22 protein-coding genes are annotated in these 24,631 nt (G+C 60.2%); 11 read left to right on the top strand and 11 right to left on the bottom strand.

Annotation, left to right across the window (positions count from 1 at the left end; translation table 11 throughout):
* Positions 1–3: 3 nt before the first annotated feature.
* The 8 genes from rseP to rpsB all read right to left on the bottom strand — a co-directional run bounded on the left by rseP (position 4) and on the right by rpsB (position 7,474).
* Positions 4–1,356 (bottom strand): sigma E protease regulator RseP, encoded by a 1,353-nt coding sequence (gene rseP / locus AB4N53_RS25275; RefSeq protein ID WP_434767867.1) that lies wholly within the window; start codon positions 1,354–1,356, stop codon positions 4–6.
* 55 nt (positions 1,357–1,411) lie between these two features.
* Positions 1,412–2,602 carry a 1-deoxy-D-xylulose-5-phosphate reductoisomerase gene (gene ispC / locus AB4N53_RS25270; protein WP_460124464.1) on the bottom strand — a complete coding sequence of 397 codons (1,191 nt, stop codon included), beginning with the start codon at positions 2,600–2,602 and terminating at the stop codon, positions 1,412–1,414.
* Entirely contained in the window at positions 2,599–3,405 is an 807-nt protein-coding gene (locus tag AB4N53_RS25265; protein WP_460124461.1) for a phosphatidate cytidylyltransferase, read from the bottom strand. The genes ispC and AB4N53_RS25265 overlap by 4 nt, the downstream gene beginning before the upstream one ends.
* Entirely contained in the window at positions 3,405–4,160 is a 756-nt protein-coding gene (gene uppS, locus AB4N53_RS25260) for a polyprenyl diphosphate synthase (RefSeq protein ID WP_016771475.1), read from the bottom strand. The genes AB4N53_RS25265 and uppS overlap by 1 nt, the downstream gene beginning before the upstream one ends.
* 14 nt (positions 4,161–4,174) lie before the next feature.
* Positions 4,175–4,732, bottom strand: coding sequence for a ribosome recycling factor (frr, locus tag AB4N53_RS25255; RefSeq protein WP_007954771.1), 558 nt, complete (start codon positions 4,730–4,732; stop codon positions 4,175–4,177).
* Positions 4,729–5,472, bottom strand: a complete 744-nt coding sequence (pyrH, locus tag AB4N53_RS25250) for a UMP kinase (RefSeq protein ID WP_003222124.1) — start codon at positions 5,470–5,472, stop codon at positions 4,729–4,731. The genes frr and pyrH overlap by 4 nt, the downstream gene beginning before the upstream one ends.
* A 209-nt stretch (positions 5,473–5,681) precedes the next feature.
* A complete protein-coding gene (tsf, locus tag AB4N53_RS25245; RefSeq protein WP_460124458.1) occupies positions 5,682–6,545 on the bottom strand; it encodes a translation elongation factor Ts in 864 nt (287 codons plus the stop codon).
* 191 nt (positions 6,546–6,736) lie between these two features.
* The gene (gene rpsB, locus AB4N53_RS25240) at positions 6,737–7,474 is read right to left on the bottom strand and encodes a 30S ribosomal protein S2 (protein ID WP_003222119.1); all 738 of its coding nucleotides are present in this window, start codon (positions 7,472–7,474) and stop codon (positions 6,737–6,739) included.
* A 373-nt stretch (positions 7,475–7,847) separates the two neighbouring features.
* On the opposite strand from rpsB, the gene map reads away from it, so the two are divergent.
* The 3 genes from map (at position 7,848) to dapC (ending at position 12,776) form a co-directional block, all read left to right on the top strand.
* A complete protein-coding gene (gene map, locus AB4N53_RS25235; protein WP_056783207.1) occupies positions 7,848–8,630 on the top strand; it encodes a type I methionyl aminopeptidase in 783 nt (260 codons plus the stop codon).
* A gap of 40 nt (positions 8,631–8,670) precedes the next feature.
* Positions 8,671–11,373: a [protein-PII] uridylyltransferase gene (locus AB4N53_RS25230; RefSeq protein WP_460124455.1), complete on the top strand. Its 2,703-nt coding sequence runs from the start codon at positions 8,671–8,673 to the stop codon at positions 11,371–11,373.
* A 203-nt stretch (positions 11,374–11,576) separates the two neighbouring features.
* Positions 11,577–12,776, top strand: coding sequence for a succinyldiaminopimelate transaminase (dapC, locus tag AB4N53_RS25225; protein WP_460124452.1), 1,200 nt, complete (start codon positions 11,577–11,579; stop codon positions 12,774–12,776).
* A gap of 46 nt (positions 12,777–12,822) precedes the next feature.
* Here the strand turns inward: dapC and AB4N53_RS25220 are convergent, their stop codons facing one another.
* Positions 12,823–14,454 (bottom strand): Na+/H+ antiporter, encoded by a 1,632-nt coding sequence (locus tag AB4N53_RS25220; RefSeq protein ID WP_460124449.1) that lies wholly within the window; start codon positions 14,452–14,454, stop codon positions 12,823–12,825.
* 338 nt (positions 14,455–14,792) lie between these two features.
* Between AB4N53_RS25220 and AB4N53_RS25215 the strand changes: the two genes are divergently transcribed.
* From AB4N53_RS25215 to AB4N53_RS25200, 4 genes are all read left to right on the top strand, one after another.
* Complete coding sequence (locus tag AB4N53_RS25215; RefSeq protein ID WP_460145142.1) at positions 14,793–15,101, top strand: arsenate reductase; 309 nt, start codon at positions 14,793–14,795, stop codon at positions 15,099–15,101.
* 31 nt (positions 15,102–15,132) lie between these two features.
* The gene (gene dapD, locus AB4N53_RS25210) at positions 15,133–16,167 is read left to right on the top strand and encodes a 2,3,4,5-tetrahydropyridine-2,6-dicarboxylate N-succinyltransferase (protein WP_460124443.1); all 1,035 of its coding nucleotides are present in this window, start codon (positions 15,133–15,135) and stop codon (positions 16,165–16,167) included.
* Between the two features lie 125 nt (positions 16,168–16,292).
* The gene (locus AB4N53_RS25205; protein ID WP_460124440.1) at positions 16,293–17,498 is read left to right on the top strand and encodes an aminotransferase class V-fold PLP-dependent enzyme; all 1,206 of its coding nucleotides are present in this window, start codon (positions 16,293–16,295) and stop codon (positions 17,496–17,498) included.
* A complete protein-coding gene (locus tag AB4N53_RS25200; RefSeq protein WP_460124437.1) occupies positions 17,495–17,899 on the top strand; it encodes a SufE family protein in 405 nt (134 codons plus the stop codon). The genes AB4N53_RS25205 and AB4N53_RS25200 overlap by 4 nt, the downstream gene beginning before the upstream one ends.
* 89 nt (positions 17,900–17,988) lie before the next feature.
* On the opposite strand, the gene tcdA is transcribed toward AB4N53_RS25200, so the two are convergent.
* Positions 17,989–18,807, bottom strand: coding sequence for a tRNA cyclic N6-threonylcarbamoyladenosine(37) synthase TcdA (gene tcdA, locus AB4N53_RS25195; RefSeq protein ID WP_460124434.1), 819 nt, complete (start codon positions 18,805–18,807; stop codon positions 17,989–17,991).
* Positions 18,808–19,020: 213 nt separating this feature from the next.
* Here tcdA and AB4N53_RS25190 point away from each other — a divergent pair, with 213 nt between their 5' ends.
* The 4 genes from AB4N53_RS25190 to AB4N53_RS25175 all read left to right on the top strand — a co-directional run bounded on the left by AB4N53_RS25190 (position 19,021) and on the right by AB4N53_RS25175 (position 24,227).
* Positions 19,021–21,609, top strand: a complete 2,589-nt coding sequence (locus tag AB4N53_RS25190) for a glycosyltransferase (RefSeq protein WP_400557060.1) — start codon at positions 19,021–19,023, stop codon at positions 21,607–21,609.
* A gap of 204 nt (positions 21,610–21,813) precedes the next feature.
* Positions 21,814–22,965, top strand: a complete 1,152-nt coding sequence (gene dapE / locus AB4N53_RS25185) for a succinyl-diaminopimelate desuccinylase (protein WP_258707662.1) — start codon at positions 21,814–21,816, stop codon at positions 22,963–22,965.
* Positions 22,965–23,774 carry a putative RNA methyltransferase gene (locus AB4N53_RS25180; protein WP_460124429.1) on the top strand — a complete coding sequence of 270 codons (810 nt, stop codon included), beginning with the start codon at positions 22,965–22,967 and terminating at the stop codon, positions 23,772–23,774. Before dapE ends, AB4N53_RS25180 begins: the two co-directional genes overlap by 1 nt.
* A gap of 75 nt (positions 23,775–23,849) precedes the next feature.
* Positions 23,850–24,227 (top strand): hypothetical protein, encoded by a 378-nt coding sequence (locus AB4N53_RS25175; protein WP_115146380.1) that lies wholly within the window; start codon positions 23,850–23,852, stop codon positions 24,225–24,227.
* Between the two features lie 139 nt (positions 24,228–24,366).
* Here AB4N53_RS25175 and AB4N53_RS25170 read toward each other — a convergent pair whose 3' ends face one another.
* Positions 24,367–24,576, bottom strand: a complete 210-nt coding sequence (locus tag AB4N53_RS25170; protein WP_007908870.1) for a cold-shock protein — start codon at positions 24,574–24,576, stop codon at positions 24,367–24,369.
* Positions 24,577–24,631: the final 55 nt, after the last annotated feature.

The raw sequence follows: 24,631 nt of genomic DNA, 5'->3' as shown, positions 1-24,631 counted from the left end.
GCGTTACAGTCGACCCAGATCGTTGACCAGAGCAAGCAACATCACCCCGACCACCAAACTGATACCGATCTGTATCCCCCAACCTTGCACCCGATCCGACAAGGGGCGACCACGCACCCACTCGATCAGATAAAACAACAAATGCCCCCCATCCAGTACAGGAATGGGCAGCAAATTCAGAACGCCCAGGCTAATACTCAGATAAGCAAGGAAATTCAGGAAATCAGCGACGCCCGACTGGGCAGAAGCGCCCGCCACTTTAGCAATGGTTATCGGTCCACTCAAGTTTTTTACCGAGAGCTCGCCGAACAGCATTTTCTTCAGTGAATCCAGCGTCAGAATGCTCATGGTCCAAGTGCGACGGGCGCCCTCGCCAATCGCGGCCAGCGGGCCATAACTGACCTCGCGGATCATTTCCGGCGGCCAATCGATAGCTTTCACGCCAGCGCCCAGATAACCGCTTGGCGCTTTGCTTTCACCGCGCGCCGCCAGCGTCACAGGGACGTCGATTTGAGCACTGTCGCGCTCGACGCGCAGCATGATTTTGGTATCAGGACGCGTACGAACGGTATCGACCACTTGTTGCCAGTCATCCAGCGGCTGACCATCAAGCGCCAGCAAGCGATCGCCGGTTTTCAGCCCCGCCGCCTGAGCCGGGCCTTTCGGGTCGAGCTCGGCAAGCACCGGCGGCAAGGCCGGACGCCAGGGACGGATACCCAGCGAGCGAATCGGATCCGGCTCGTCGGCACCTTTGAGCCAGTTATCCAGTGCCAGCGTGCGCGGCGATTCTGCCGTCGAACCCTGCTCGCGCACCAGCAATTGAATTGCACCGCTCTCACCGAGACGACGCACCAGTTGCAGATTGACCGCAGCCCAACCCGAGGTCGGCTCGCCATCGATCGAGACAATCTCCTGGCCAGCGTTCAGACCCGCCTTGGCGGCAATGCTGCCAGACTCGACCGCGCCGATGACCGGACGCACCTGCTCGCTGCCGAGCATCGCCAAGACCCAGAAGAACACTAACGCCAGCAGAAAGTTGGCAATCGGACCGGCAGCGACAATGGCAATACGCTGACGTACCGATTTGCGATTGAACGACTGATCGAGTTGATCAACCGGCACTTCGCCTTCGCGCTCGTCGAGCATCTTGACGTAGCCGCCCAGCGGAATCGCGGCGACCACGAACTCGGTGCCTTGCTTGTCGTGCCAGCGCAGCAGGGGCATGCCGAATCCCACAGAGAACCGCAGAACCTTGACGCCACAGCGACGCGCGACCCAGAAGTGGCCGAATTCATGGAAGGTGACCAGCACACCCAAGGCGATCAGGGTGCCGGCAATCATATAGAGCGCGCTCATCTACTTTCTCCGCAATCCTGTTCAGTGTCGCGTGTCGCCGTTGCGTTACAAAAAACTATCGGCTGTGCCGACTCAACCACTGCTCAGCCAGCACTCGCGCTTTGGCATCCGCCGTAAACACGGTATCGAGGTCGCTCAGCGCCACCACCGGCTCCAGATTCAAAACTTCCTCGATGATACTCGCGATTTCCAGGTAGCGAACCCGTCCGTCGAGAAACGCCGCCACGGCCACTTCATTGGCTGCATTGAGCATCGCCGGCGCGCTGTCACCAGCTTCGGCCGCCTGCCGAGCCAAACGGAGGCAGGGGAAGCGGCTTTCATCGGGCGCCTCGAAATCCAGTCGCGCGATGGCGAACAGATCCAGTGGCGAAACGCCTGAATCGATCCGCTCTGGCCAGGCCAGGGCGTTGGCGATCGGTGTGCGCATGTCCGGGTTACCCAACTGCGCCAGCACCGAGCCATCGACATAATCGACCAGGGAGTGGATCACGCTTTGCGGATGAATCACCACTTCGACCTGAGCCGGTTTGGCATCGAACAACCAGCAGGCTTCGATCAACTCAAGGCCCTTGTTCATCATGCTCGCCGAATCCACGGAGATCTTGCGCCCCATGGACCAGTTCGGATGCGCACAAGCCTGTTCAGGCGAAACGTCTGCCAGCTCGGCCATCGGCGTCTGCCGGAAAGGACCGCCAGAGGCTGTGAGCAATATCCGCCGCACACCCACCGAGCTCAAGCCGCGCGCGAAATCCGCGGGCATGCACTGAAAAATCGCGTTGTGCTCACTGTCGATCGGCAGCAGTACCGAACCGCTCTTGCGCACGGCCTGCATGAACAGAGCGCCGGACATCACCAGCGCTTCTTTGTTGGCCAGCAGAATTTTCTTGCCCGCCTCCACCGCAGCCAGCGTCGGACGCAAACCCGCCGCACCGACAATGGCCGCCATGACCGCGTCGACTTCAGGCGCGGAGGCAACCTGACAAAGGCCCTCCTCGCCCACCAGGACGCGAGTCGGCAAGCCGGCTGCACGCAAGTCATCCTGCAACCCACGCGCGGCGGGGCCTTCGGGCACCACCGCAAACTGCGGCACATGACGAACGCACAGCGCGAGCAATTCGCCAAGACGGGTGAAACCACTCAATGCAAAAACCTGATAACGCTCTGGATGACGGGCAATCACATCCAGAGTGCTCAGACCGATCGAACCGGTCGCACCCAACACGGTAATCTGCTGGGGACGACTCACGGCGCAGCCATCCAGAGCAATACGGCGAACACCGGAATGGCTGCGGTCAGACTGTCGATGCGATCCAGCACGCCGCCATGACCGGGCAGCAGATTACTGCTGTCCTTGATGCCGGATTGACGCTTGAACATGCTCTCGGTGAGGTCACCGACCACGGAAATGAAGACAATCACCGCAGCGCCGATCAAGCCTTTGAGCAGCTCGGCCACGGTCCAGTCGCGCACCAGCCCGACAATCGCAGTAATCACCAGACTCAGCGCCAGACCACCGTAGACGCCTTCCCAGCTTTTGCCCGGGCTGACGTGCGGCGCGAGCTTGCGCTTGCCGAACTTGCGCCCGGAGAAGTAAGCACCGATGTCCGCACCCCAGACCAGCACCATCACGGCCATGATCAACCAGTTGCCCAACGGATATTGCTTGATCTGCACCAGGCCCTGCCACGCAGGCAGCAGGATCAGCAGGCCGATCAGCAGCTTGGTCGCCGCCGTGGACCAATGCGCGCTGGAGCGTGGATACGTCAGCACCAGATACGTAGCAACCGCCCACCAGATCACCGATGCACCGAGCACCCAGGGAGCAAGCCCCGGCAGCACATACATGACGAACAGCATCAGAGCGACCACGGCAGCAAAACCGACGCGGAACGACTGCGCGGTAAAGCCCGCCAGACGTGCCCATTCCCAGGCACCTAGGCTGACTACCAGACCGATGAACAGCGCGAAGCCGGCACCTTTGAGCAGGAAAAACCCGCACAAGGCAATCGGCAGCAGGATCAGTGCAGTGATGATTCGTTGTTTAAGCATTAAACCCGGGCTCCAGCTTCGACCTGTTCGCTCGTTTTACCGAAGCGACGCTGGCGCGAAGCGAAATCGGCCAGCGCGGTGCGCATGGCGTCGTGTTTGAAGTCCGGCCAGAACAGGTCGGAGAAGTACAACTCGGCGTAGGCCAGCTGCCACAGCAGGAAGTTGCTGATGCGGTGCTCGCCACCGGTACGGATGCAAAGGTCAGGCAACGGCAGATCGCCGGTAGCCAGGCAGGTCTGCAACAGATCCGGAGTGATGTCTTCCGGGCGCAAGTGCCCGGCCTGGACTTCACGTGCTAGACGCTGCGCGGCCTGCGCGATGTCCCACTGGCCGCCGTAATTGGCAGCAATCTGCAGAACAAAGCGGTTGGCACCGACGGTCATGGCCTCGGCTTCGCGCATTGCCGCCTGAAGCTCAGGGTGGAAACGCGAGCGATCACCAATGATGCGCAGGCTGATGTTGTTGTCGTTAAGGCGCTTGGCCTCACGACGCAGCGCCTTGAAGAACAGGTCCATCAAGGCGCTGACTTCATCGGCCGGGCGCTGCCAGTTTTCACTGGAGAAGGCGAACAGGGTCAGGACTTCGACCTTGGCCTCAGCGCACACCTCGATCACCGCCCGCACAGCATCCACGCCCGCTTTATGCCCGGCGACACCCGGCATAAAGCGTTTTTTCGCCCAGCGATTATTGCCATCCATGATGATCGCGACATGGCGCGGCACCGCGGACGGCGCAGTCTGCTTGGTCTTGTCCATTTAAAGCTCGACCCTTATACGGCCATCAGGTCTTTTTCTTTCTCGTCCGTGGCCTTGGTGATCTGGGCCTCGGATTCCTTGGTCAGCTTATCGATATCAGCGATGGCACGACGTTCTTCGTCTTCGCTGATTTCCTTGTCCTTGACCAGTTTCTTCAGCTCGCCCAAGGCATCACGACGGATGTTGCGCACAGCAACGCGCGCGTCTTCCGCTGCGCTGCGCGCCTGCTTGGTGAAACCTTTGCGCGTTTCCTCGGTGAGGGCCGGCATCGGGATCAGCAGCAACTCGCCCAGGTTGGTCGGGTTGAGGTTCAGCCCGGCGCTCTGGATCGCCTTGTCGACGGCAGCGAGCATGTTGCGCTCGAAGGCCACGACCTGCAGGGTGCGCGAATCTTTCACGGTGACGTTGGCAACGCCGCTCAGCGGAGTGTCAGTGCCGTAGTAAGGCACCATGACGCTGCCGAGGATGCTCGGGTGAGCCTTGCCGGTACGAATCTGGCCGAACGCGTGGTTCAGAGATTCCAGGGATTTCTGCATACGCGCTTGGGCGTCTTTCTTGATTTCGTTGATCATTGTTGGCCTTCCTCGATCAAAGTCCCTTCAGCGCCGCCGTGCACAATGTTCAGCAGGGCGCCGGGCTTGTTCATGTTGAATACGCGCAGCGGCATCTTGTGATCGCGGCACAGGCAGATAGCAGTCAGATCCATTACGCCCAGCTTGCGATCCAGTACTTCATCATAAGTCAGATGATCGAACTTCTCGGCATGCGGGTCTTTGAACGGGTCTGCGGTGTACACGCCATCAACCTTGGTGGCCTTGAGCACAACGTCGGCGTCGATTTCGATTGCACGCAGGCAGGCTGCCGAATCCGTGGTGAAGAACGGATTGCCGGTACCGGCCGCGAAGATCACGACGTCTTTGGAGTTCAGGTGGCGCATGGCTTTGCGGCGATCGTAGTGATCGGTCACACCGACCATGGAAATGGCCGACATGACGATGGCCGAGATATTGGCACGTTCCAGCGCATCGCGCATGGCCAGGGCGTTCATCACAGTGGCCAGCATGCCCATGTGGTCGCCTGTTACCCGATCCATACCGGCTTTGCTCAGGGCTTCGCCACGGAACAGGTTGCCACCACCGATCACCAGACCGACCTGCACGCCAATGCCGACCAGTTGGCCGACTTCCAGCGCCATGCGATCCAGCACCTTAGGATCGATCCCGAACTCTTCCGAGCCCATCAGGGCCTCGCCGCTAAGCTTGAGTAGAATGCGTTTATAGCGAGCCTGATAACCACTGCCCTGCTGAGCCATTGCGAATCTCTCCTGCGGCGTATTTAAAATTCTTTGCGAGCTGTTTACAGCTGGCGTTCACTCTAGCTTGGCGCTGCTGCAGCGCCATCGGAACATGGCTTTGTAAGTCAGTTCCGGGTGGAAACCAAATAAAAAATTGGCACCCCATCTGAAAAGAGGCTGCGCGCGTGAGCGGGCAGCCTCTTTCGGGCGACAGTTGAAAAACCGTCTTATTGCTTGGCGGCAGCCAGCTGGGCAGCAACTTCTTCAGCGAAGTTGTCGACCGGCTTCTCGATGCCTTCGCCTACTTTGAAGTAAGTGAAGGAAACGATTTCTGCGCCGGCTTTCTTGGCCAGCTCGCCAACCTTGACTTCAGGGTTCTTGACGAACGCCTGCTCGACCAGGCTCGCTTCTGCCAGGAACTTGCTGATACGGCCCTTGACCATGTTCTCAACAATGTTTTCTGGCTTGCCTTTGATCTTTTCTTCGTTCAGCTGCAGGAACACAGCTTTCTCACGCTCGATCGCTTCGTCGGAGACTTGCGAAGGCAGCAGGAACTCAGGGTTGCTTGCAGCAACGTGCATAGCGATGTCTTTGGCCAGCTCGACGTCACCGCCTTTCAGGACAACAGCAACACCGATCTTGTTACCGTGCAGGTAAGTGCCGACAACGTCACCTTCTACGCGTACCAGACGACGGATGTTGACGTTCTCGCCGACTTTGGCAACCAGAGCTTCACGAGCCGATTCCTGAGCGGCGATCAGCGGAGCTGCGTCGGTCAGTTTGTCGTCGAAAGCTTTTTCTACGCTGGCAGCAACGAAGTTCTTGAAGTCGTCTTGCAGGGCCAGGAAGTCGGTCTGCGAGTTGACTTCCAGCAGCACGGCTGCCTTGTCATTCGATTTGATGGCGATTGCGCCTTCAGCGGCAACGTTGCCGGCTTTTTTCGCAGCCTTGATCGCGCCCGAAGCACGCATGTCATCAATGGCTTTTTCGATGTCGCCGTCAGCCTTTTCCAGGGCTTTCTTGCAATCCATCATGCCTTCGCCGGTACGCTCGCGCAGTTCTTTGACCAACGCTGCAGTAATTGCTGCCATTTTCAAATTCCTCTTGGATAGGTTTTCAACCATTCCACCCGATCGAACGGGCGTTCAATTCTTCCCGAACCACCCATGTTGGCTGCCGCACATGACAAATACAGACGTGGGCGCCGACAAATGGTTTTCGAGGTGGCAAAAAGGGGGCCAAGCCCCCTTTTTGCTTACTGAGTCAACGCCAGGGGCGTCGATTACTCAGCTGCAGCCTGAGTTTCTTCAGCTGCGAATTCAACAGTACCGCCAGCAACATTGTTGCGACCGCGGATAACTGCGTCAGCCATCGAACCCATGTACAGCTGGATAGCGCGGATGGCGTCATCGTTGCCTGGGATGATGTAGTCAACGCCTTCCGGGCTGCTGTTGGTATCGACAACGCCGATGACCGGGATGCCCAGCTTGTTGGCTTCGGTGATCGCGATGCGCTCGTGGTCAACGTCGATCACGAACAGTGCGTCTGGCAGACCACCCATGTCCTTGATGCCGCCCAGCGAACGATCCAGCTTCTCAAGATCACGGGAGCGCATCAGCGCTTCTTTCTTGGTCAGCTTGGCGAAAGTACCGTCTTCGGCTTGAACTTCAAGGTCACGCAGACGCTTGATGGAAGCACGAATGGTCTTGAAGTTGGTCAGCATGCCGCCCAACCAGCGGTGATCGACGTACGGCGAACCGCAACGTGCTGCTTCTTCAGCAACGATCTTGCCAGCGGAACGCTTGGTGCCGACGAACAGAATCTTGTTTTTGCCCTGGGCCAGACGCTCTACGAAAGTCAGAGCTTCGTTGAACATTGGCAGGGTTTTTTCAAGGTTGATGATGTGAATCTTGTTACGCGCGCCGAAAATGTACTTACCCATTTTCGGATTCCAGTAACGGGTTTGGTGACCGAAGTGCACACCGGCCTTCAGCATATCGCGCATGTTGACTTGGGACATGATAGTTCCTTGATAAGTCGGGTTTGGCCTCCACGTATCCCAATGACCAACCAGAGGCATAAAGCCCAAGGCACCCAGGTCATCGTGTCGACACGTGTGTGGATTTAAGCTTTTCGGGGCATACCCGGAAAGCGGCGCATTTTATACCACAGGGTGCGCAGAAACGGAACCCGGAATCTGTATTCGCACCAGTGACATGGGCGCAGCCCCCTTGGAATCGGCTCGATGGGCACCATTGTATAGGCACAAGCCAGACATGCAGACGCGGATTTGCGCCTCCCGTCTGGTAGAATCGCGTTTTTCAGGGTCGCAAAATGTACGCTTGCCACCCAATTCGTATCCGTAAGCGCCGCCGAGCGCAGAGAGAGCCTGTATGACCGTCAACCTCAAAACCCCCGAGGACATCGCTGGCATGCGTGTCGCCGGCAAACTGGCCGCCGATGTGCTGGAAATGATTGCCGAACATGTCAAACCGGGCGTGACCACCGATCAGCTCAACCAGATCTGCCACGACTACATCGTCAATGTGCAGCAGGCCATCCCCGCCCCGCTCAACTACAAGGGCTACCCGAAGTCGATCTGCACATCGATCAACCATGTGGTCTGCCACGGCATCCCGAACGACAAACCACTGAAGAATGGCGACACCCTGAACATCGACGTCACGGTGATCAAGGACGGCTACCACGGCGACACCAGCCGCATGTTTCACGTCGGCGAAGTGCCGGTCTGGGCCGAGCGCCTGTCGCAAGTCACCCAGGAATGCATGTACAAGGCGATCGAGATCGTCAAACCCGGCTGCCGCCTTGGCGACATCGGTGAAGTGATCCAGAAGCACGCGGAAAAGAACGGTTTCTCGGTCGTGCGCGAGTTCTGCGGCCACGGTATCGGCAAGGTCTTCCACGAAGAACCGCAGATCCTTCACTACGGTCGCGCCGGCACCGGCATGGAACTGAAGGCTGGCATGACCTTCACCATCGAACCGATGATCAACCAGGGCAAGGCCGACACTAAGGTGCTGGGCGACGGCTGGACCGCGATCACCAAGGACCGCAAGCTCTCGGCCCAGTGGGAACACACCCTGCTGGTCACCGACACCGGCTACGAGATCTTCACCTTGCGCAGCGATGACACCATCGCGCGCATCTCGGCCTGACACCCAGAACGTTCCCAGCCTATAGAAGGAAAGCCAATCGATGCCGCAGGTGGATCCCGAACTCTTCGACCGCGGTCAGTTCCAGGCTGAACTGGCCCTCAAAGCGAGTCCCATCGCGGCGTTCAAGAAGGCGATCCGCCAGGCCCGCGAGGTCCTCGACACACGTTTTCGCAATGGCCGCGATATCCGCCGCCTGATCGAGGACCGCGCCTGGTTTGTCGACAACATCCTGCAAAAGGCCTGGGAGCAGTTCAACTGGAGCGAAGATGCCGATATCGCTCTGGTGGCAGTGGGCGGCTACGGTCGCGGCGAGTTGCACCCGTATTCCGACATTGATCTGCTGATCCTGCTCGACAGTGCCGACCACGAAGTTTTCCGCGATTCCATTGAGCGCTTTCTGACGCTGCTGTGGGACATCGGTCTGGAAGTCGGCCAGAGCGTGCGCTCGGTCGACGAATGCGCCGAAGAGGCCCGCGCCGACCTGACGGTGGTCACCAACCTGATGGAAAGCCGCACCATCTGCGGCCCCGAGCGTCTGCGCCAGCGCATGATCGAAGTGACCAGCACCTCGCACATGTGGCCGGCCAAGGAATTCTTCCTGGCCAAGCGTGCCGAACAGAAGGCTCGCCACCACAAATACAACGACACCGAGTACAACCTCGAACCCAACGTCAAAGGTTCGCCCGGCGGCCTGCGCGACATTCAGACGATCCTCTGGGTGGCCCGCCGTCAGTACGGCACCCTGAACCTGCGCGCCCTCGCCGGCGAAGGGTTTCTGGTCGAAAGCGAAAACGCCCTGCTCGCCTCCTCCCAGGAATTCCTCTGGAAAGTGCGCTACGCCCTGCACATGCTCGCCGGCCGCTCCGAAGACCGCTTGCTGTTCGATCATCAGCGCACCATTGCCGGCCTGCTCGGTTTTGAAGGAGACGACGCCAAACAGGCGGTCGAAAACTTCATGCAGCAGTATTTCCGCACGGTGATGAGCATTGCCCAGTTGAGCGATCTGATCATCCAGCACTTCGAGGAAGTCATCCTCGCCCCGGAAGACGAAGCGCCGCCGCAACCGATCAATTCACGCTTCCAGCTGCATGACGGCTACATCGAAGCGCGCAATGACAATGTGTTCCGCCGCACGCCGTTCGCCATGCTGGAAATTTTCGTGCTGATGGCCCAGCAGCCGGAAATCAAAGGCGTGCGCGCCGACACCATTCGTCTGCTGCGCGAGCACCGGCACCTGATCGACGACAACTTCCGCAACGATATTCGCAACACCAGCCTGTTCATCGAATTGTTCAAGTGCAAGATCGGCATCCACCGCAATCTGCGGCGGATGAACCGCTACGGCATTCTCGGGCGCTATCTGCCGGAGTTCGGCTTTATCGTCGGGCAGATGCAGCACGACCTGTTCCACATCTATACGGTCGATGCGCACACGCTGAATCTGATCAAGCACCTGCGCAAACTGCAGTACACCCAGGTTTCGGAGAAATTTCCGCTGGCGGCCAAGCTCATGGCCAAGCTGCCCAAGCCTGAGCTGATCTACATGGCAGGCCTGTACCACGACATCGGCAAGGGCCGGCACGGCGATCACTCGGAGATCGGCGCGGTCGATGCCGAGGCGTTCTGCCAGCGCCATCAGTTGCCGGTGTGGGACAGCCGCCTGATCGTCTGGCTGGTGCAGAACCATCTGGTGATGTCCACCACTGCGCAGCGCAAGGATCTGTCCGACCCACAGGTGATCCACGACTTTGCTCAGGCGGTCGGCGATGAAACGCGCCTCGACTACCTCTATGTGCTGACCGTGGCCGATATCAACGCGACCAACCCGACGCTGTGGAATTCATGGCGCGCCAGCCTGTTGCGCCAGCTCTACACCGAAACCAAACGGGCCCTGCGCCGGGGCCTGGAAAATCCGGTGGACCGCGAAGAACAGATTCGCCAGACGCAAAGTGCGGCGCTGGACATCCTGGTGCGCGGCGGCACCGACCCGGACGACGTCGAGCAACTGTGGGCGCAATTGGGCGATGACTATTTCCTGCGCCACACCGCCGGCGATGTAGCCTGGCACAGCGATGCGATCCTGCAGCAACCGGTCGATGGCGGGCCGTTGGTGCTGATCAAGGAAACCACCCAACGCGAGTTCGAGGGCGGCACGCAGATCTTCATTTATGCACCGGACCAGCACGATTTCTTCGCCGTGACCGTGGCAGCGATGGATCAGCTCAACCTGAACATTCACGACGCCCGGGTCATCACCTCGAGCAGCCAGTTCACCCTCGACACCTACATCGTGCTCGACAACGAAGGCGAGTCGATCGGCGACAACCCGACGCGGATCAAGCAGATCCGCGAAGGCCTGACCGAAGCCCTGCGCAACCCGGACGACTACCCGACGATCATTCAGCGCCGGGTGCCGCGTCAGCTCAAGCATTTTGCCTTTGCCCCGCAGGTCACCATTCACAACGACGCCCAGCGTCCGGTGACCGTGCTGGAACTGACCGCGCCTGACCGGCCGGGCCTGCTGGCGCGGGTCGGAGGGATTTTCCTCGAGTTCGACCTGTCGCTGCAGAACGCCAAGATTGCGACCCTGGGCGAGCGCGTGGAAGACGTGTTCTTCATTACCGACGCACACAACCAGCCGCTGTCCGATCCGCTGCTGTGCAGCCGCTTGCAGGACGCGATCGTCGAACAGCTGAGCGTCAATCAGGAACCGGATATCAAGCTTTCGCGGATCAGTATCTGAATCAATGAATTTTCCCTGTCGGACCGACCAGCGCCAATGACAGCCTGACAATGAAATCCTGTGGGAGCGAGCCTGCTCGCGAAGCGGTCATTCAGCACACACCAATGTTGAATGAGCCACCCTCTTCGCGAGCAGGCTCGCTCTCACAGAGCTCGTTCCAGCCTGATATTGCGCCGGGCCCTCCGACATCGACCGAGGCCCCCATGAACAACGCTCTGAACCAGCTCCAGCCGTACCCGTTCGAAAAGCTCCGCGCCCTGCTCGGCAGCGTTACGCCTAACCCGGACAAACGCCCGATCGCGCTGTCGATTGGCGAGCCGAAACACCGTTCACCGAGCTTTGTCGCCGAAGCGTTGGCGAACAATCTGGATCAGATGGCGGTGTACCCGACCACCCTCGGCATTCCGGCCCTGCGCGAAGCCATCGCCGGCTGGTGCGAGCGGCGCTTCGGTGTGCCGAACGGCTGGATCGATCCGGCGCGCAACGTGCTGCCGGTCAACGGCACCCGTGAAGCGCTGTTCGCCTTCACCCAGACCGTGGTCAATCGTGGTGATGATGCGCTGGTGGTCAGCCCCAACCCGTTCTATCAGATTTACGAAGGTGCGGCGTTCCTCGCCGGGGCCAAGCCGCATTACCTGCCGTGCCTCGATGCAAACGGCTTCAATCCGGACTTCGACGCGGTAGCGCCGCAGATCTGGCAGCGTTGCCAGATCCTGTTCCTGTGCTCGCCGGGCAATCCGACCGGCGCGCTGATTCCGGTCGAGACCCTGAAGAAACTGATCGCCCTCGCGGACCAGTACGACTTCGTGATCGCCGCCGACGAGTGCTACAGCGAACTGTACTTCGACGAACAGACCCCGCCGCCCGGCCTGCTGAGTGCTTGCGTCGAACTCGGCCGGAATGACTTCAAGCGCTGCGTGGTGTTCCACAGTCTGTCCAAGCGCTCCAACCTGCCGGGCTTGCGTTCGGGCTTCGTTGCCGGCGATGCCGACATCCTCAAAGGCTTCCTGCTCTACCGCACTTACCACGGCTGCGCGATGCCGGTGCAGACTCAAATGGCCAGCGTCGCTGCGTGGAATGACGAAGTGCACGTGCGCGCCAACCGTGCGCTGTATCGCGAGAAGTTTGATGCAGTGCTTAACATTCTCAGCCCGGTGCTGGACGTGCAGCGCCCGGATGGCAGCTTCTATCTGTGGCCGAACGTAAAAGGCGATGACGCGGCGTTCTGCCGTGATCTGTTCGAACAGGAGCATGTGACCGTGGTGCCGGGCTCGTACCTGTCTCGCGATGTCGATGGTGTCAATCCGGGGGCAGGCCGGGTGCGCATGGCGCTGGTTGCGCCGCTGGCAGAATGCGTCGAAGCCGCCGAACGGATTCGTGATTTCATCACCCGCCAGAAGTGAGCCCGGAGCGCTTGCGGCAGAACTCCTGCTGCAAGCGCTCAAGCGGTTATTTGACCTGTCCCAGATTGGCCTCGCTCAAATCCAGTTCCCCGAGCACTTCTCGCAACACATCATCACCAATCTGGTGCTGACGACTGAGGCTGTACAGTTCCAGGCGTTGCGCGCGCAGCGCTTTCAACCGCAGTCGCCGTTCAAGCAGATCCATCTGGAATGCCAGCGCCTGGGCTTCGGCAGAATCGTTGAAAACGTCGAGTTGATGGCGATATTCGGACATGATCCGCGCCTTGAGCTCCGCCGCCAGCGCCGCTTGCGCAGCATCCTGCGGCACGACTTCTTCGGTCTCCAGCGAATGGATCGCTGCTTCGGCAGTCTTGCGCCAGGCATCGCGCACTTCCTGACGACGCTTGTCGTCGGGACTTTTGTCGATCCCGCGCAGCAGCAAGGGCAGCGCGATACAAGCCGAGACCAGCGACAGCAGAATCACTCCGGCGGCAATGAAGATCAGCAAATCACGCTCGGGAAACGCATCGGCGCCGATCAGCATCGGCACCGACATCACACCCGCCAGCGTGACCGCCCCGCGCACACCGCCCACCGTCAGCAACCAGCATGAACGCGCCGTCGGCACTTGCGTGAGCTCGCCCTTGCCGCGCCATCGGCGAAACAACACCGACAGGCGCCAGATGCTTTGCACCCAGATGAACCGCAGCAGCACCAGTGCCACAAAGATCGCCAACACATCGAGACAGCGATAGAACAGCGTCGGCCACAAGGTTGGTTCGTGGCTGACCACGGCTTTGATGATGTCTGGCAATTGCAGGCCGAGCAGCAGGAAGATCAAGCCATTGAACGCAAATTCGAGCAGCGCCCAGACACTGCGATTGAGCAAGCGCGTGCTGGTCTGGCGTGGCAACAGATCGAGCCAGCTCTGCATCATCCCCGCCGCTACCGCCGACAGAATCCCTGAAGCACCCAAACGTTCGGCCAATACATACGCAGCGAACGGCAGCAGCAACATGAACACCACATGAGTGGCCGGATCGTCCCAGCCCCGGGCGATCATCCACGCGCGCAGGCGCCCGACCAGCCAGCTCAACGCTACGCCGACCGCCAGGCCTCCCAGTGCCACCGCGACGAATGTCAGGCTGGCATTGGTCAGCGAGAACACGCCCGTGACCGCCGCAGCGAGGGCGAACTTGAAAGTCACCAGGCCCGAGGCGTCGTTCATCAGCGCCTCGCCTTGCAGCATGTGCATCAGCGGCGTCGGCAAGCGGTTCTGCGAAATCGCTGAAACTGCGACGGCGTCGGTCGGCGACAAAACCGCTGCCAGGGCAAAGGCCACCGGCAACGGAATCGTCGGCAACAGCCAATGAATGAAATAACCGGCACCGACCACGGTGAACAGAACAAGGCCGACGGCCAGGGTCAGGATCGGTCCGCGCAATTGCCAGAAGGCGCGTTTGGGCATGCGCCAGCCATCGGAAAACAGCAGTGGCGGCAGGAACAGAAACAGGAACAACTCGGGATCGAGGGCGACGTGCAGGCCCAACGTCGGCCAGGCGAGCAAGGCACCGGCGGCGATTTGCACCAGCGGCAACGGCAGCGGGATGACCCGCCCGACCAGGCGCGAGACGCTGACCAGCATCAGCAGGATGAGGACGGTGTAAGCAGTTTGCATAAAACCAAAATCTCAGGCGATCGACAGCGTTGAACTGCCATATTAGCGCCTTAGGCTGTGGCTGACCGTTGCACCTATGTCGCAGCCCTCGCTTTTGTAGGAGCTGCGGAACGCTGCGATCTTTTGATCTTTGAAAACAAGATCAAAAGATCGCAGCCTCGTTTCACTCGTCAGCTCCTACAGGGGTTTTGCATTGCCAAATCGACCTGAGGCGCCGCGAAACCGTCCGGTCATGGCATAATCCGTCACCATTTTTTTCCAGCACCTGTAAAGGGGGCGATTCCTTGGCCGTTTCAAGTAAAACGTTGCACCTTTTCGGCATCAAAGCCTGCGACACCATGAAAAAGGCGCGCACCTGGCTCGATGAACACGCTGTCAGCTATGACTTTCACGATTACAAGACTGCCGGCATTGACCGTGAGCACCTGACCCAATGGTGCGACGAGCACGGCTGGCAAACCGTGTTGAACCGCGCCGGCACGACCTTTCGCAAGCTCGACGACGAACGCAAAGCCGATCTCGACCAGTCGAAAGCTATCGATCTGATGCTCGCACAACCCTCGATGATCAAGCGCCCGGTGCTCGATCTCGGTGACCGAACCCTGATTGGCTTCAAGCCAGATATCTACGCGGCCGCTCTGAAGTAAGCAGCCCGTCACTCTTTGTAGAGGTATTCACATGTCCCATTCCCTGTTCAGCATCGCCTTTGGTGTCGGCACCCAGAACCGTCAAGGCGCATGGCTGGAAGTGTTCTACGCACAGCCACTGCTCAATCCTTCGGCTGAACTGGTCGCAGCCGTCGCGCCGATCCTCGGTTACAGCGAAGGCAACCAGGCCATCACCTTCACCACCGCCCAGGCAGCGCAACTGGCTGAAGCCGTGAAAGGCATTGACGCTGTGCAAGGCAAGCTGCTGACCCGCCTGGCCGAAAGCCACAAGCCGCTGGTCGCCACTTTGCTGGCAGAAGATGCACAACTGACCTCGACACCTGAGGCGTACCTCAAGCTGCATCTGTTGTCGCACCGTCTGGTCAAACCGCACGGCGTGAGCCTGGCTGGCATTTTCCCGCTGCTGCCGAACGTAGCGTGGACCAGCCAGGGCGCGATCGACCTCAGTGAACTGGCGGAAATGCAACTCGAAGCGCGTCTGCGCGGCGAGCTGCTGGAAGTGTTCTCGGTGGACAAGTTCCCGAAAATGACCGACTACGTCGTACCGGCCGGCGTGCGTATCGCTGATGCCGCTCGTCTGCGTCTGGGTGCCTATGTTGGCGAAGGCACCACCGTCATGCACGAAGGTTTCATCAACTTCAACGCTGGTACCGAGGGCCCGGGCATGATCGAAGGCCGCGTTTCCGCTGGCGTCTTCGTCGGCAAGGGTTCGGACCTGGGCGGCGGTTGCTCGACCATGGGCACTCTGTCGGGCGGCGGCAACATCGTGATCAAGGTCGGCGAAGGCTGCCTGATCGGCGCCAACGCCGGTATCGGTATTCCGTTGGGCGACCGCAACACTGTCGAGTCGGGTCTGTACGTGACCGCCGGCACCAAGGTTGCGCTGCTCGACGAGCACAACAATCTGGTCAAGGTTGTGAAGGCGCGCGAGCTGGCTGGTCAGACTGATCTGCTGTTCCGTCGCAATTCGGAAACCGGTGCGGTGGAATGCAAGACCCACAAATCGGCGATCGAACTGAACGAAGCGCTGCACGCTCACAACTAAGCGCTTCACACCTGTTGGAGCGATCTGCTCGCGAAGCTTTTGGCGTCCTCAAGAACGCTTTCGTGAGCAGGCTCGCTCCCACAAGGTCTGGCGTACACCCCGCCCAATTTCACAGGGCTGAACACATGATGATCCCCTCCCCCTGGCGCGCCGATTTCCCGGCCATCGCCGCGCTGCAACGGCAAGACCAGACCTATCTGGACAGCGCCGCCACCACGCAAAAACCACAAGCCCTGCTCGACGCACTAACGCATTACTACGCCAACGGCGCGGCTAATGTGCACCGTGCGCAACACTTGCCCGGCGCTCACGCGACGCAAGCGTTCGAAGACAGTCGGCGCAAGGTTGGCCAATGGCTGAATGCCGGTGACAGCGGTCAGATCGTCTTCACGCACGGTGCCACCAGTGCGCTGAATCTCCTCGCCTACGGTCTTGAACATCTTTTCAATCCGGGCGATGAGATCGTCATCAGCGCTCTGGAGCATCACGCCAACCTGCTGCCGTGGCAGCAACTGGCAAAACGGCGCAATCTGAAACTGGTGATCCTGCCGCTGGATGCCGAAGGCCTGATCGATCTCGCCGCTGCCGTGCATCTGATCGGCCCGCGCACACGTTTATTGGCCGTCAGCCAATTATCCAACGTGCTTGGTGCCTGGCAGCCACTGACCGCTTTGCTCGGCATGGCCAAGGCGCAGAACGCGCTGACTGTAATCGATGGCGCCCAAGGCGTGGTGCATGGTCGGCATGACGTGCAGGCGCTGGGTTGCGACTTCTATGTGTTTTCCAGCCACAAGCTCTACGGCCCCGATGGCCTCGGCGTGCTGTTCGGGCGCAATACTGCGCTGGAGCAGTTGCAGCCATGCCAGTTCGGCGGCGAGATGGTGCTCGACGCCAACTATCAGGATTCGCGCTTCCGTCCGGCGCCGTTGGGGTTCGAGGCCGGCACACCGCCGATCGCCAGTGTCATCGGCCTCGGAGCCACCCTGGACTACTTGGCCGGTTTGGATCAGGACGCCGTATCTGCCCATGAAGCGGCACTGCACGACTATCTGCTGCGCGGCCTCGCCGCCCGCAATGGCATTCGCTTGCTGGGCAAGCCGCAATTGGCGCTGGCCAGTTTTGTCGTCGAAGGCGTGCACAACGCTGATCTGGCGCACCTGCTCACCGAACAAGGCATTGCCGTGCGCGCCGGGCATCACTGCGCCATGCCGCTGATGAAAAGCTTCGAACTGGCTGGCGCGATTCGCGTGTCGCTGGCGCTGTATAACGACTCGGAAGATCTGGAGCGCTTTTTCGAGGCGCTGGATCAGGCCCTGGAGATGTTGCGATGAGCCTGCCGGTGGAAGCGGCCGAAGCGCTGCAGACGTTTCAGACTGCGGCGGGCTGGGAACAGCGGGCGCGGCTGCTGATGCAGTTTGGTGATCGTCTGCCGGCGCTGGATGACACGCAAAAGTGCGAGGCCAACCGGGTGCATGGCTGTGAGAGTCAGGTGTGGCTGGTCGGTGAGTTGCGCGACGGACACTGGCAGTTCAAGGCAAGCAGCGATGCGCGGATGATTCGGGGATTGGTGGCGTTGCTGCTGTTGCGGGTCAACGGGTTGTCGGTGGCGGAGTTACAGCAGGTGGATTTGCCGGAGTGGTTCAATCAGTTGGGCTTGTCGCGGCAGTTGTCGCCTTCGCGCAGCAATGGCCTGAATGCGGTGCTTCAGCGGATGAATGAGTTGGCGCGCTAATCGCCTTCGCGAGCAGGCCCGCTCCCACAATTGGAATACGTTTCCCTGTGGGAGCGAGCCTGCTTGCGAAGAAGCCAGCAGCCCCAACATCAAGCCTGAGCTTTTACTCGGTCTGAAGGGCGCCGCACACCCGCCACAATCTTGTCCACAGCCTTGGTCGCCGCGACCATACCAAACGTCGCCGTGACCATCATCACCGCGCCAAACCCGCCGGCGCAGTCGAGCTTCACGCCGTCGCCGACAAAACTCTTCTGCAGACAAATGCTGCCATCCGGTTTCGGGTAGCGCAGCTGTTCGGTAGAAAACACACACGGCACGCTGTAGTGACGGGTCACGGTGCGGGAAAAGCCGTAGTCCCGGCGCAACGTCGAACGGACTTTCGAAGCCAGGGGATCGTTGAAGGTGCGGTTCAGATCGCAGACCTGAATCAGCGTCGGATCGATCTGCCCGCCCGCGCCGCCGGTGGTGATGATCTGGATCTTGCGCCGTTTGCACCAGGCGATCAGCGCCGCTTTGGCATTGACCGCATCGATGCAGTCGATCACGCAGTCGATGTTCGGCGTGATGTATTCGGCCATGGTATCGCGGGTGACGAAATCGGCCACGGCGTGCACCGTGCAATCAGGATTGATCCCGCGCAGACGCTCGGCCATCACCTCGACCTTGGGTTTGCCGACAGTGCTGTCCAAGGCGTGCAACTGGCGGTTGGCATTGCTGACGCAGACGTCGTCGAGGTCGAACAGCGAAATCTCGCCCACCCCGCAACGGGCCATGGCTTCCGCCGCCCAGGAACCGACGCCACCGACGCCGACGATCGCCACATGGGCGGCGCGCAAGCGTTCCAGGCCCTCGATGCCATACAAACGGGCGATGCCTGCAAACCGCGGATCTTCTGTACTCATGACCATTACCCCAAAACCGGCGCGCATTATAGGGCTACGCAGCGACAAGTTTTAAGCTGCAAGCGACAAGTGTAAGAACTTAAGTCAGAGACGGCTGCCCAATGTCACGCATTTTCCCGTCAGTTGTACGACTGGTTAACCGCCGGTGTAGGATGCGCGCCCCTCGGGCGTCTATCCGACCGATCCTTCGTTCCACAGCCTTTGGAACCCGAAACAGCTATGTCATCGCGTAAATTTGGACTCAACCTGGTGGTGGTGCTGGCCATCGCTGCCTTGTTCACCGGTTTCTGGGCGCTGGTCAATCGCCCGGTCACGGCGCCGAACTGGCCGCAGCAAATCTCCGGCTTCTCGTATTCGCCATTCCAGCAAGGCCAATTCCCACAGAAGGATCAGTATCCGTCTGACGATGAAATGCGCCGTGATCTGGAAATCATGAGCAAGCTGACCGACAACATCCGGATCTATTCGGTCGACGGTTCGCTGGGAGACATCCCGAAACTGGCTGAAGAATTCGGCCTGCGGGTCACCCTCGGCATCTGGATCAGCCCGGATCAGGAACGCAACGAGCGGGAAATCACCAAAGCCATCGAACTGGCCAACACCTCGCGCAGCGTCGTACGAGTGGTAGTCGGCAACGAGGCGCTGTTTCGTGAAGAAATCACTCCTGAGGCCTTGATCGTTCTGCTGGATCGGGTGCGCGCTGCCGTCAAAGTACCGGTGACCACTTCCGAGCAATGGCACATCTGGGAGAAATACCCGCAACTGGCCAAACATGTCGATTTGATCGCCGCCCACGTCCTGCCCTACTGGGAATTCATTCCGGTGGACAAGGCCGGCCAGTTCGTCTTCGACCGCGCCCGCGATCTGAAAAAACTCTTTCCGAAAAAACCGCTGCTGCTGTCCGAGGTCGGCTGGCCGAGCAACGGTCGCATGCGCGGTGGCGCTGACGCGTCGCCGGCGGATCAGGCGATTTACCTGCGCACGCTGGTCAACAAGCTCAATCGCCAAGGCTTCAACTACTTCGTGATCGAAGCGTTCGATCAGCCGTGGAAGGCCAGCGACGAAGGTTCGGTCGGCGCCTACTGGGGCGTGTTCAACGCCGCGCGTCAGCAGAAATTCAATTTCGAAGGCCCGGTGGTGGCGATTCCGCAATGGCGCGTACTAGCGATCGGCTCGGTGGTACTGGCGCTGCTCTCGCTGACCCTGCTGATGATCGACGGCTCAGCCCTGCGCCAGCGCGGTCGCACGTTCCTGACGTTTATCGCGTTCCTCTGCGGTTCAGTGCTGGTGTACATCGGTTACGACTACAGCCAGCAATACAGCACGTGGTTCAGCCTCACGGTCGGATTCCTGCTCGCGCTCGGTGCACTTGGGGTATTCATCGTCCTGCTCACCGAGGCCCATGAACTGGCCGAAGCGGTGTGGATTCACAAGCGCCGCCGGGAATTCCTGCCAGTGCTGGGCGATTCCGATTACCGGCCGAAAGTGTCGATCCATGTGCCCTGCTATAACGAGCCGCCAGAGATGGTCAAACAGACCCTCGACGCCCTCGCCGCCCTGGATTATCCGGACTTCGAAGTCCTGATCATCGACAACAACACCAAGGACCCGGCGGTGTGGGAACCGGTGCGCGATTACTGCGCAACCCTCGGCCCGCGCTTCAAGTTCTTCCACGTTTCGCCGCTGGCCGGTTTCAAGGGCGGCGCGCTGAATTACCTGATTCCGCACACCGCCAAGGATGCCGAGGTCATTGCGGTGATCGATTCGGATTACTGCGTGCACCCGAACTGGCTCAAGCACATGGTGCCGCACTTCGCCGACCCGAAAATCGCCGTGGTGCAGTCGCCGCAGGATTATCGCGACCAGAACGAAAGCACCTTCAAGAAGCTCTGCTACGCCGAATACAAAGGCTTCTTCCATATCGGCATGGTCACCCGCAACGACCGTGACGCGATCATTCAGCACGGCACCATGACCATGACCCGCCGTTCCGTGCTGGAAGAATTGGGCTGGGCTGACTGGTGCATCTGTGAAGACGCCGAACTCGGTTTGCGCGTGTTCGAGAAAGGCCTGTCGGCGGCGTATTACCACGACAGCTACGGCAAGGGCCTGATGCCGGATACCTTCATCGACTTCAAGAAGCAGCGTTTCCGTTGGGCCTACGGCGCAATTCAGATCATCAAGCGCCACACCCGCAGCCTGCTGCGCGGCAAGGACACCGAACTGACTCGCGGTCAGCGTTATCACTTCCTCGCTGGCTGGCTGCCGTGGGTCGCCGATGGCATGAACATCTTCTTCACCGTCGGCGCGTTGCTGTGGTCGGCGGCGATGATCATCGTGCCGCAACGGGTCGATCCGCCGTTGCTGATTTTCGCGATCCCGCCACTGGCGCTGTTCGTGTTCAAGGTCGGCAAGATCATCTTCCTTTATCGCCGCGCCGTCGGTGTGAATCTGAAGGATGCGTTCTGCGCGGCACTGGCCGGGCTGGCGTTGTCGCACACCATCGCAAAAGCGGTGCTGTACGGTTTCTTCACCAGCAGCATTCCGTTCTTCCGCACGCCGAAAAACGCCGACAACCACGGTTTCTGGGTGGCGATCAGCGAAGCGCGCGAAGAGCTGTTCATCATGCTGTTGCTGTGGGGCGCGGCGCTGGGGATTTTCCTGGTGCAGGGCATTCCGAGCAATGACATGCGTTTCTGGGTGACCATGCTGCTGGTGCAGTCGCTGCCGTATCTGGCGGCGCTGATCATGGCGTTCCTGTCGTCGCTGCCCAAACCGGCGGCCAAGGCTGAGCCGGCAGCAGCATAATCGGTCACGGATAACGTCAAACGGCGGCCTTTGGGCCGCCGTTTTGCTTTAGAATGATCGCCTTTTTCAATGCCAACAAACTCGGTAGGAGCTGCCGAAGGCTGCGATCTTTTGATCTTGCTGTTGATTTTGAAAAACAAAAATCAAAAGATCGCAGCCTTCGGCAGCTCCTACAGGTTTACCGTGCGCACCCGGAGTTATTACATGACGGCCCACGCCGACCTATCGCCGACCCTTCAACTGGCCATCGACCTGATCCGCCGTCCTTCCGTGACCCCGGTCGATGCCGACTGCCAGAAGCAGATGATGCAGCGCCTGGGCGATGCCGGTTTCACCCTGGAGCCGATGCGCATCGAAGATGTGGATAACTTCTGGGCCACTCACGGCAACAATGACGGCCCGGTGCTGTGCTTCGCCGGCCACACCGACGTGGTGCCGACCGGTCCGGTTACTGCATGGCAGATCGATCCGTTCAATGCCGTGATCGACGAACATGGCATGCTCTGCGGTCGTGGCGCGGCAGACATGAAAGGCAGCCTGGCATCGATGACAGTCGCCGCTGAACGCTTCGTCGCCGACTATCCGAACCACAAGGGCAAGGTCGCTTTCCTGATCACCAGCGATGAAGAAGGCCCGGCGCATCACGGCACCAAGGCTGTGGTCGAACGTCTGGTCGCGCGCAAGGAGCGTCTGGACTGGTGCATCGTTGGCGAGCCATCGAGCACCACGCTGGTCGGCGATGTGGTGAAAAACGGCCGTCGCGGCTCCCTCGGCGCCAAGCTCACGGTCAAAGGCGTGCAAGGTCACGTGGCCTACCCGCATCTGGCGAAGAACCCGATCCACCTCGCCGCTCCGGCGCTGGCCGAGCTGGCCGCCGAGCACTGGGACCACGGCAACGATTTCTTCCCGCCGACCAGTTTCCAGATTTCCAACCTCAACTCCGGCACCGGCGCGACCAACGTGATTCCCGGTGATCTGGTGGCGGTGTTCAACTTCCGCTTCTCCACCGAGTCGACCGTCGAAGGCCTGCAGAAACGCGTTGCCGATATCCTCGACAAGCATGGTCTGGACTGGCACATCGACTGGGCGCTGTCCGGCCTGCCATTCCTCACCGAACCGGGCGCGCTGCTCGATGCGGTGTCGTCGAGCATCAAGGACATCACCGGTCGCGAAACCAAGGCGTCGACCAGCGGCGGCACCTCCGATGGCCGTTTCATCGCGACCATGGGCACGCAAGTGGTTGAACTGGGCCCGGTCAACGCGACCATCCACCAGGTCAACGAACGCGTGCTGGCAGCCGATCTCGATGTGCTGACCGAAATCTATTACCAGACCCTGATCAAGTTGCTCGCCTGATGCTCGCATGCCCGATCTGCAGTGAACCGCTCAATGCGGTGGACAACGGCGTGGTCTGCCCCGCCGGGCATCGGTTCGACCGTGCGCGTCAGGGTTACCTGAACCTGCTGCCAGTGCAGCACAAGAACAGCCGCGACCCGGGCGACAATCAGGCCATGGTCGAGGCGCGTCGCGATTTCTTGAACGCCGGACATTACGCGCCAGTGGCCAAACGTCTGGCGGAATTGGCGGCCAGTTTTGCGCCGGAGCGCTGGGTCGACATCGGTTGTGGCGAGGGTTACTACACCGCGCAAATCGCCGAGGCTTTGCCCAATGCTGACGGCTACGCGCTGGACATTTCCCGCGAAGCCGTCAAACGCGCCTGCAAGCGCAACCCGGCGATTACCTGGTTGATCGCGAGCATGGCCCGCGTGCCATTGGCGTCAGGCAGTTGCCAGTTTCTCGCCAGCGTCTTCAGTCCGTTGGATTGGGAGGAAGCCAAGCGTCTGCTCAGCGTCGGCGGCGGCCTGATGAAGGTCGGCCCGACTCGCGGCCATCTGATGGAATTGCGCGAACGCCTGTACGACGAAGTGCGCGAGTACACCGACGACAAGCATCTGGCGCTGGTGCCGGCAGGCATGGCGCTGGCACACAGCGAAACGCTGGAATTCAAACTGACCCTGGACAAGCCCGAGGACCGCGCCAACCTGTTGGCGATGACGCCCCACGGCTGGCGTGCCAGTGCCGAGCGTCGTGCGACGGTGATCGAACAGGCCGAGCCGTTCGAGACCACCGTGTCGATGCGCTACGATTATTTCGTTCTTCAATAACTTTGGGTCTCGGGCACAGGCCCGGGGCCGGCTAAATCCGCGAATGGATTTTTCAGACCCGCAGCGAGGACATCCATGCGCCAACCGGACATCGAGATTTACCTGAAAGACGCCGACGTCGACCACAAGGCCATTTCCGCCTGGCTCGGCGCAGCGCTGGGCCCGTGCAGCGACTGGGTGCAGAAAGGCCAGACGTACAAGTGCAAGGCCGGCAATGTGCCGGTGACCTGGCTGCCGAAAGCCGTGGGCAAGTGGAACAGCCTGTACCTGGAAAGCGACCAGACTCCCTGGGACGACGACATTGCCTGCGCCCGCGCAGCCTTTGCCGCACTGAACGTCGAAGTGCGCTGTGCACCGGGGACTTGGGTCGAAGAAGAAGGTGAAGAAACCGCCGATCGCTGGATTCGCATCAGCGAAGACGGAGAAGAAGAGATCACCTGGAAGACCGCCTAACCACGGGCAACGTAGGGCCCATGTGGGAGCGAGCCTGCTCGCGAATGCGCAGTGTCAGCCGATATGAATGGTGACTGATACACCGCATTCGCGAGCAGGCTCGCTCCCACAGTGGTTTTTAGCGTTCTGGAGGTTTGTGTTACAGGCCTACAACGTCTTCCGCCTGCAACCCCTTCTCGCCGGTGATCACCGCGTACTCGACCTGTTGACCTTCAGTCAGCGAGCGGTGCCCTTCGCCGCGAATCGCGCGGTAGTGCACGAACACGTCCACCCCGTCTTCGCGCTGGATAAAGCCGTAGCCTTTGGCGTCGTTGAACCACTTCACGTTGCCGGTTTCGCGTGTTGCCATCTGTTCATACTCCTTTTTTATTATTGAACGGGCTTTTCGCAGGAAAGCCTTTGAG

This window comes from Pseudomonas sp. H3_E04 (assembly GCF_054668915.1).
The sequence above is the reverse complement of the archived record's forward strand: the minus strand, read 5'-3'. Positions and strand labels throughout refer to the sequence as shown.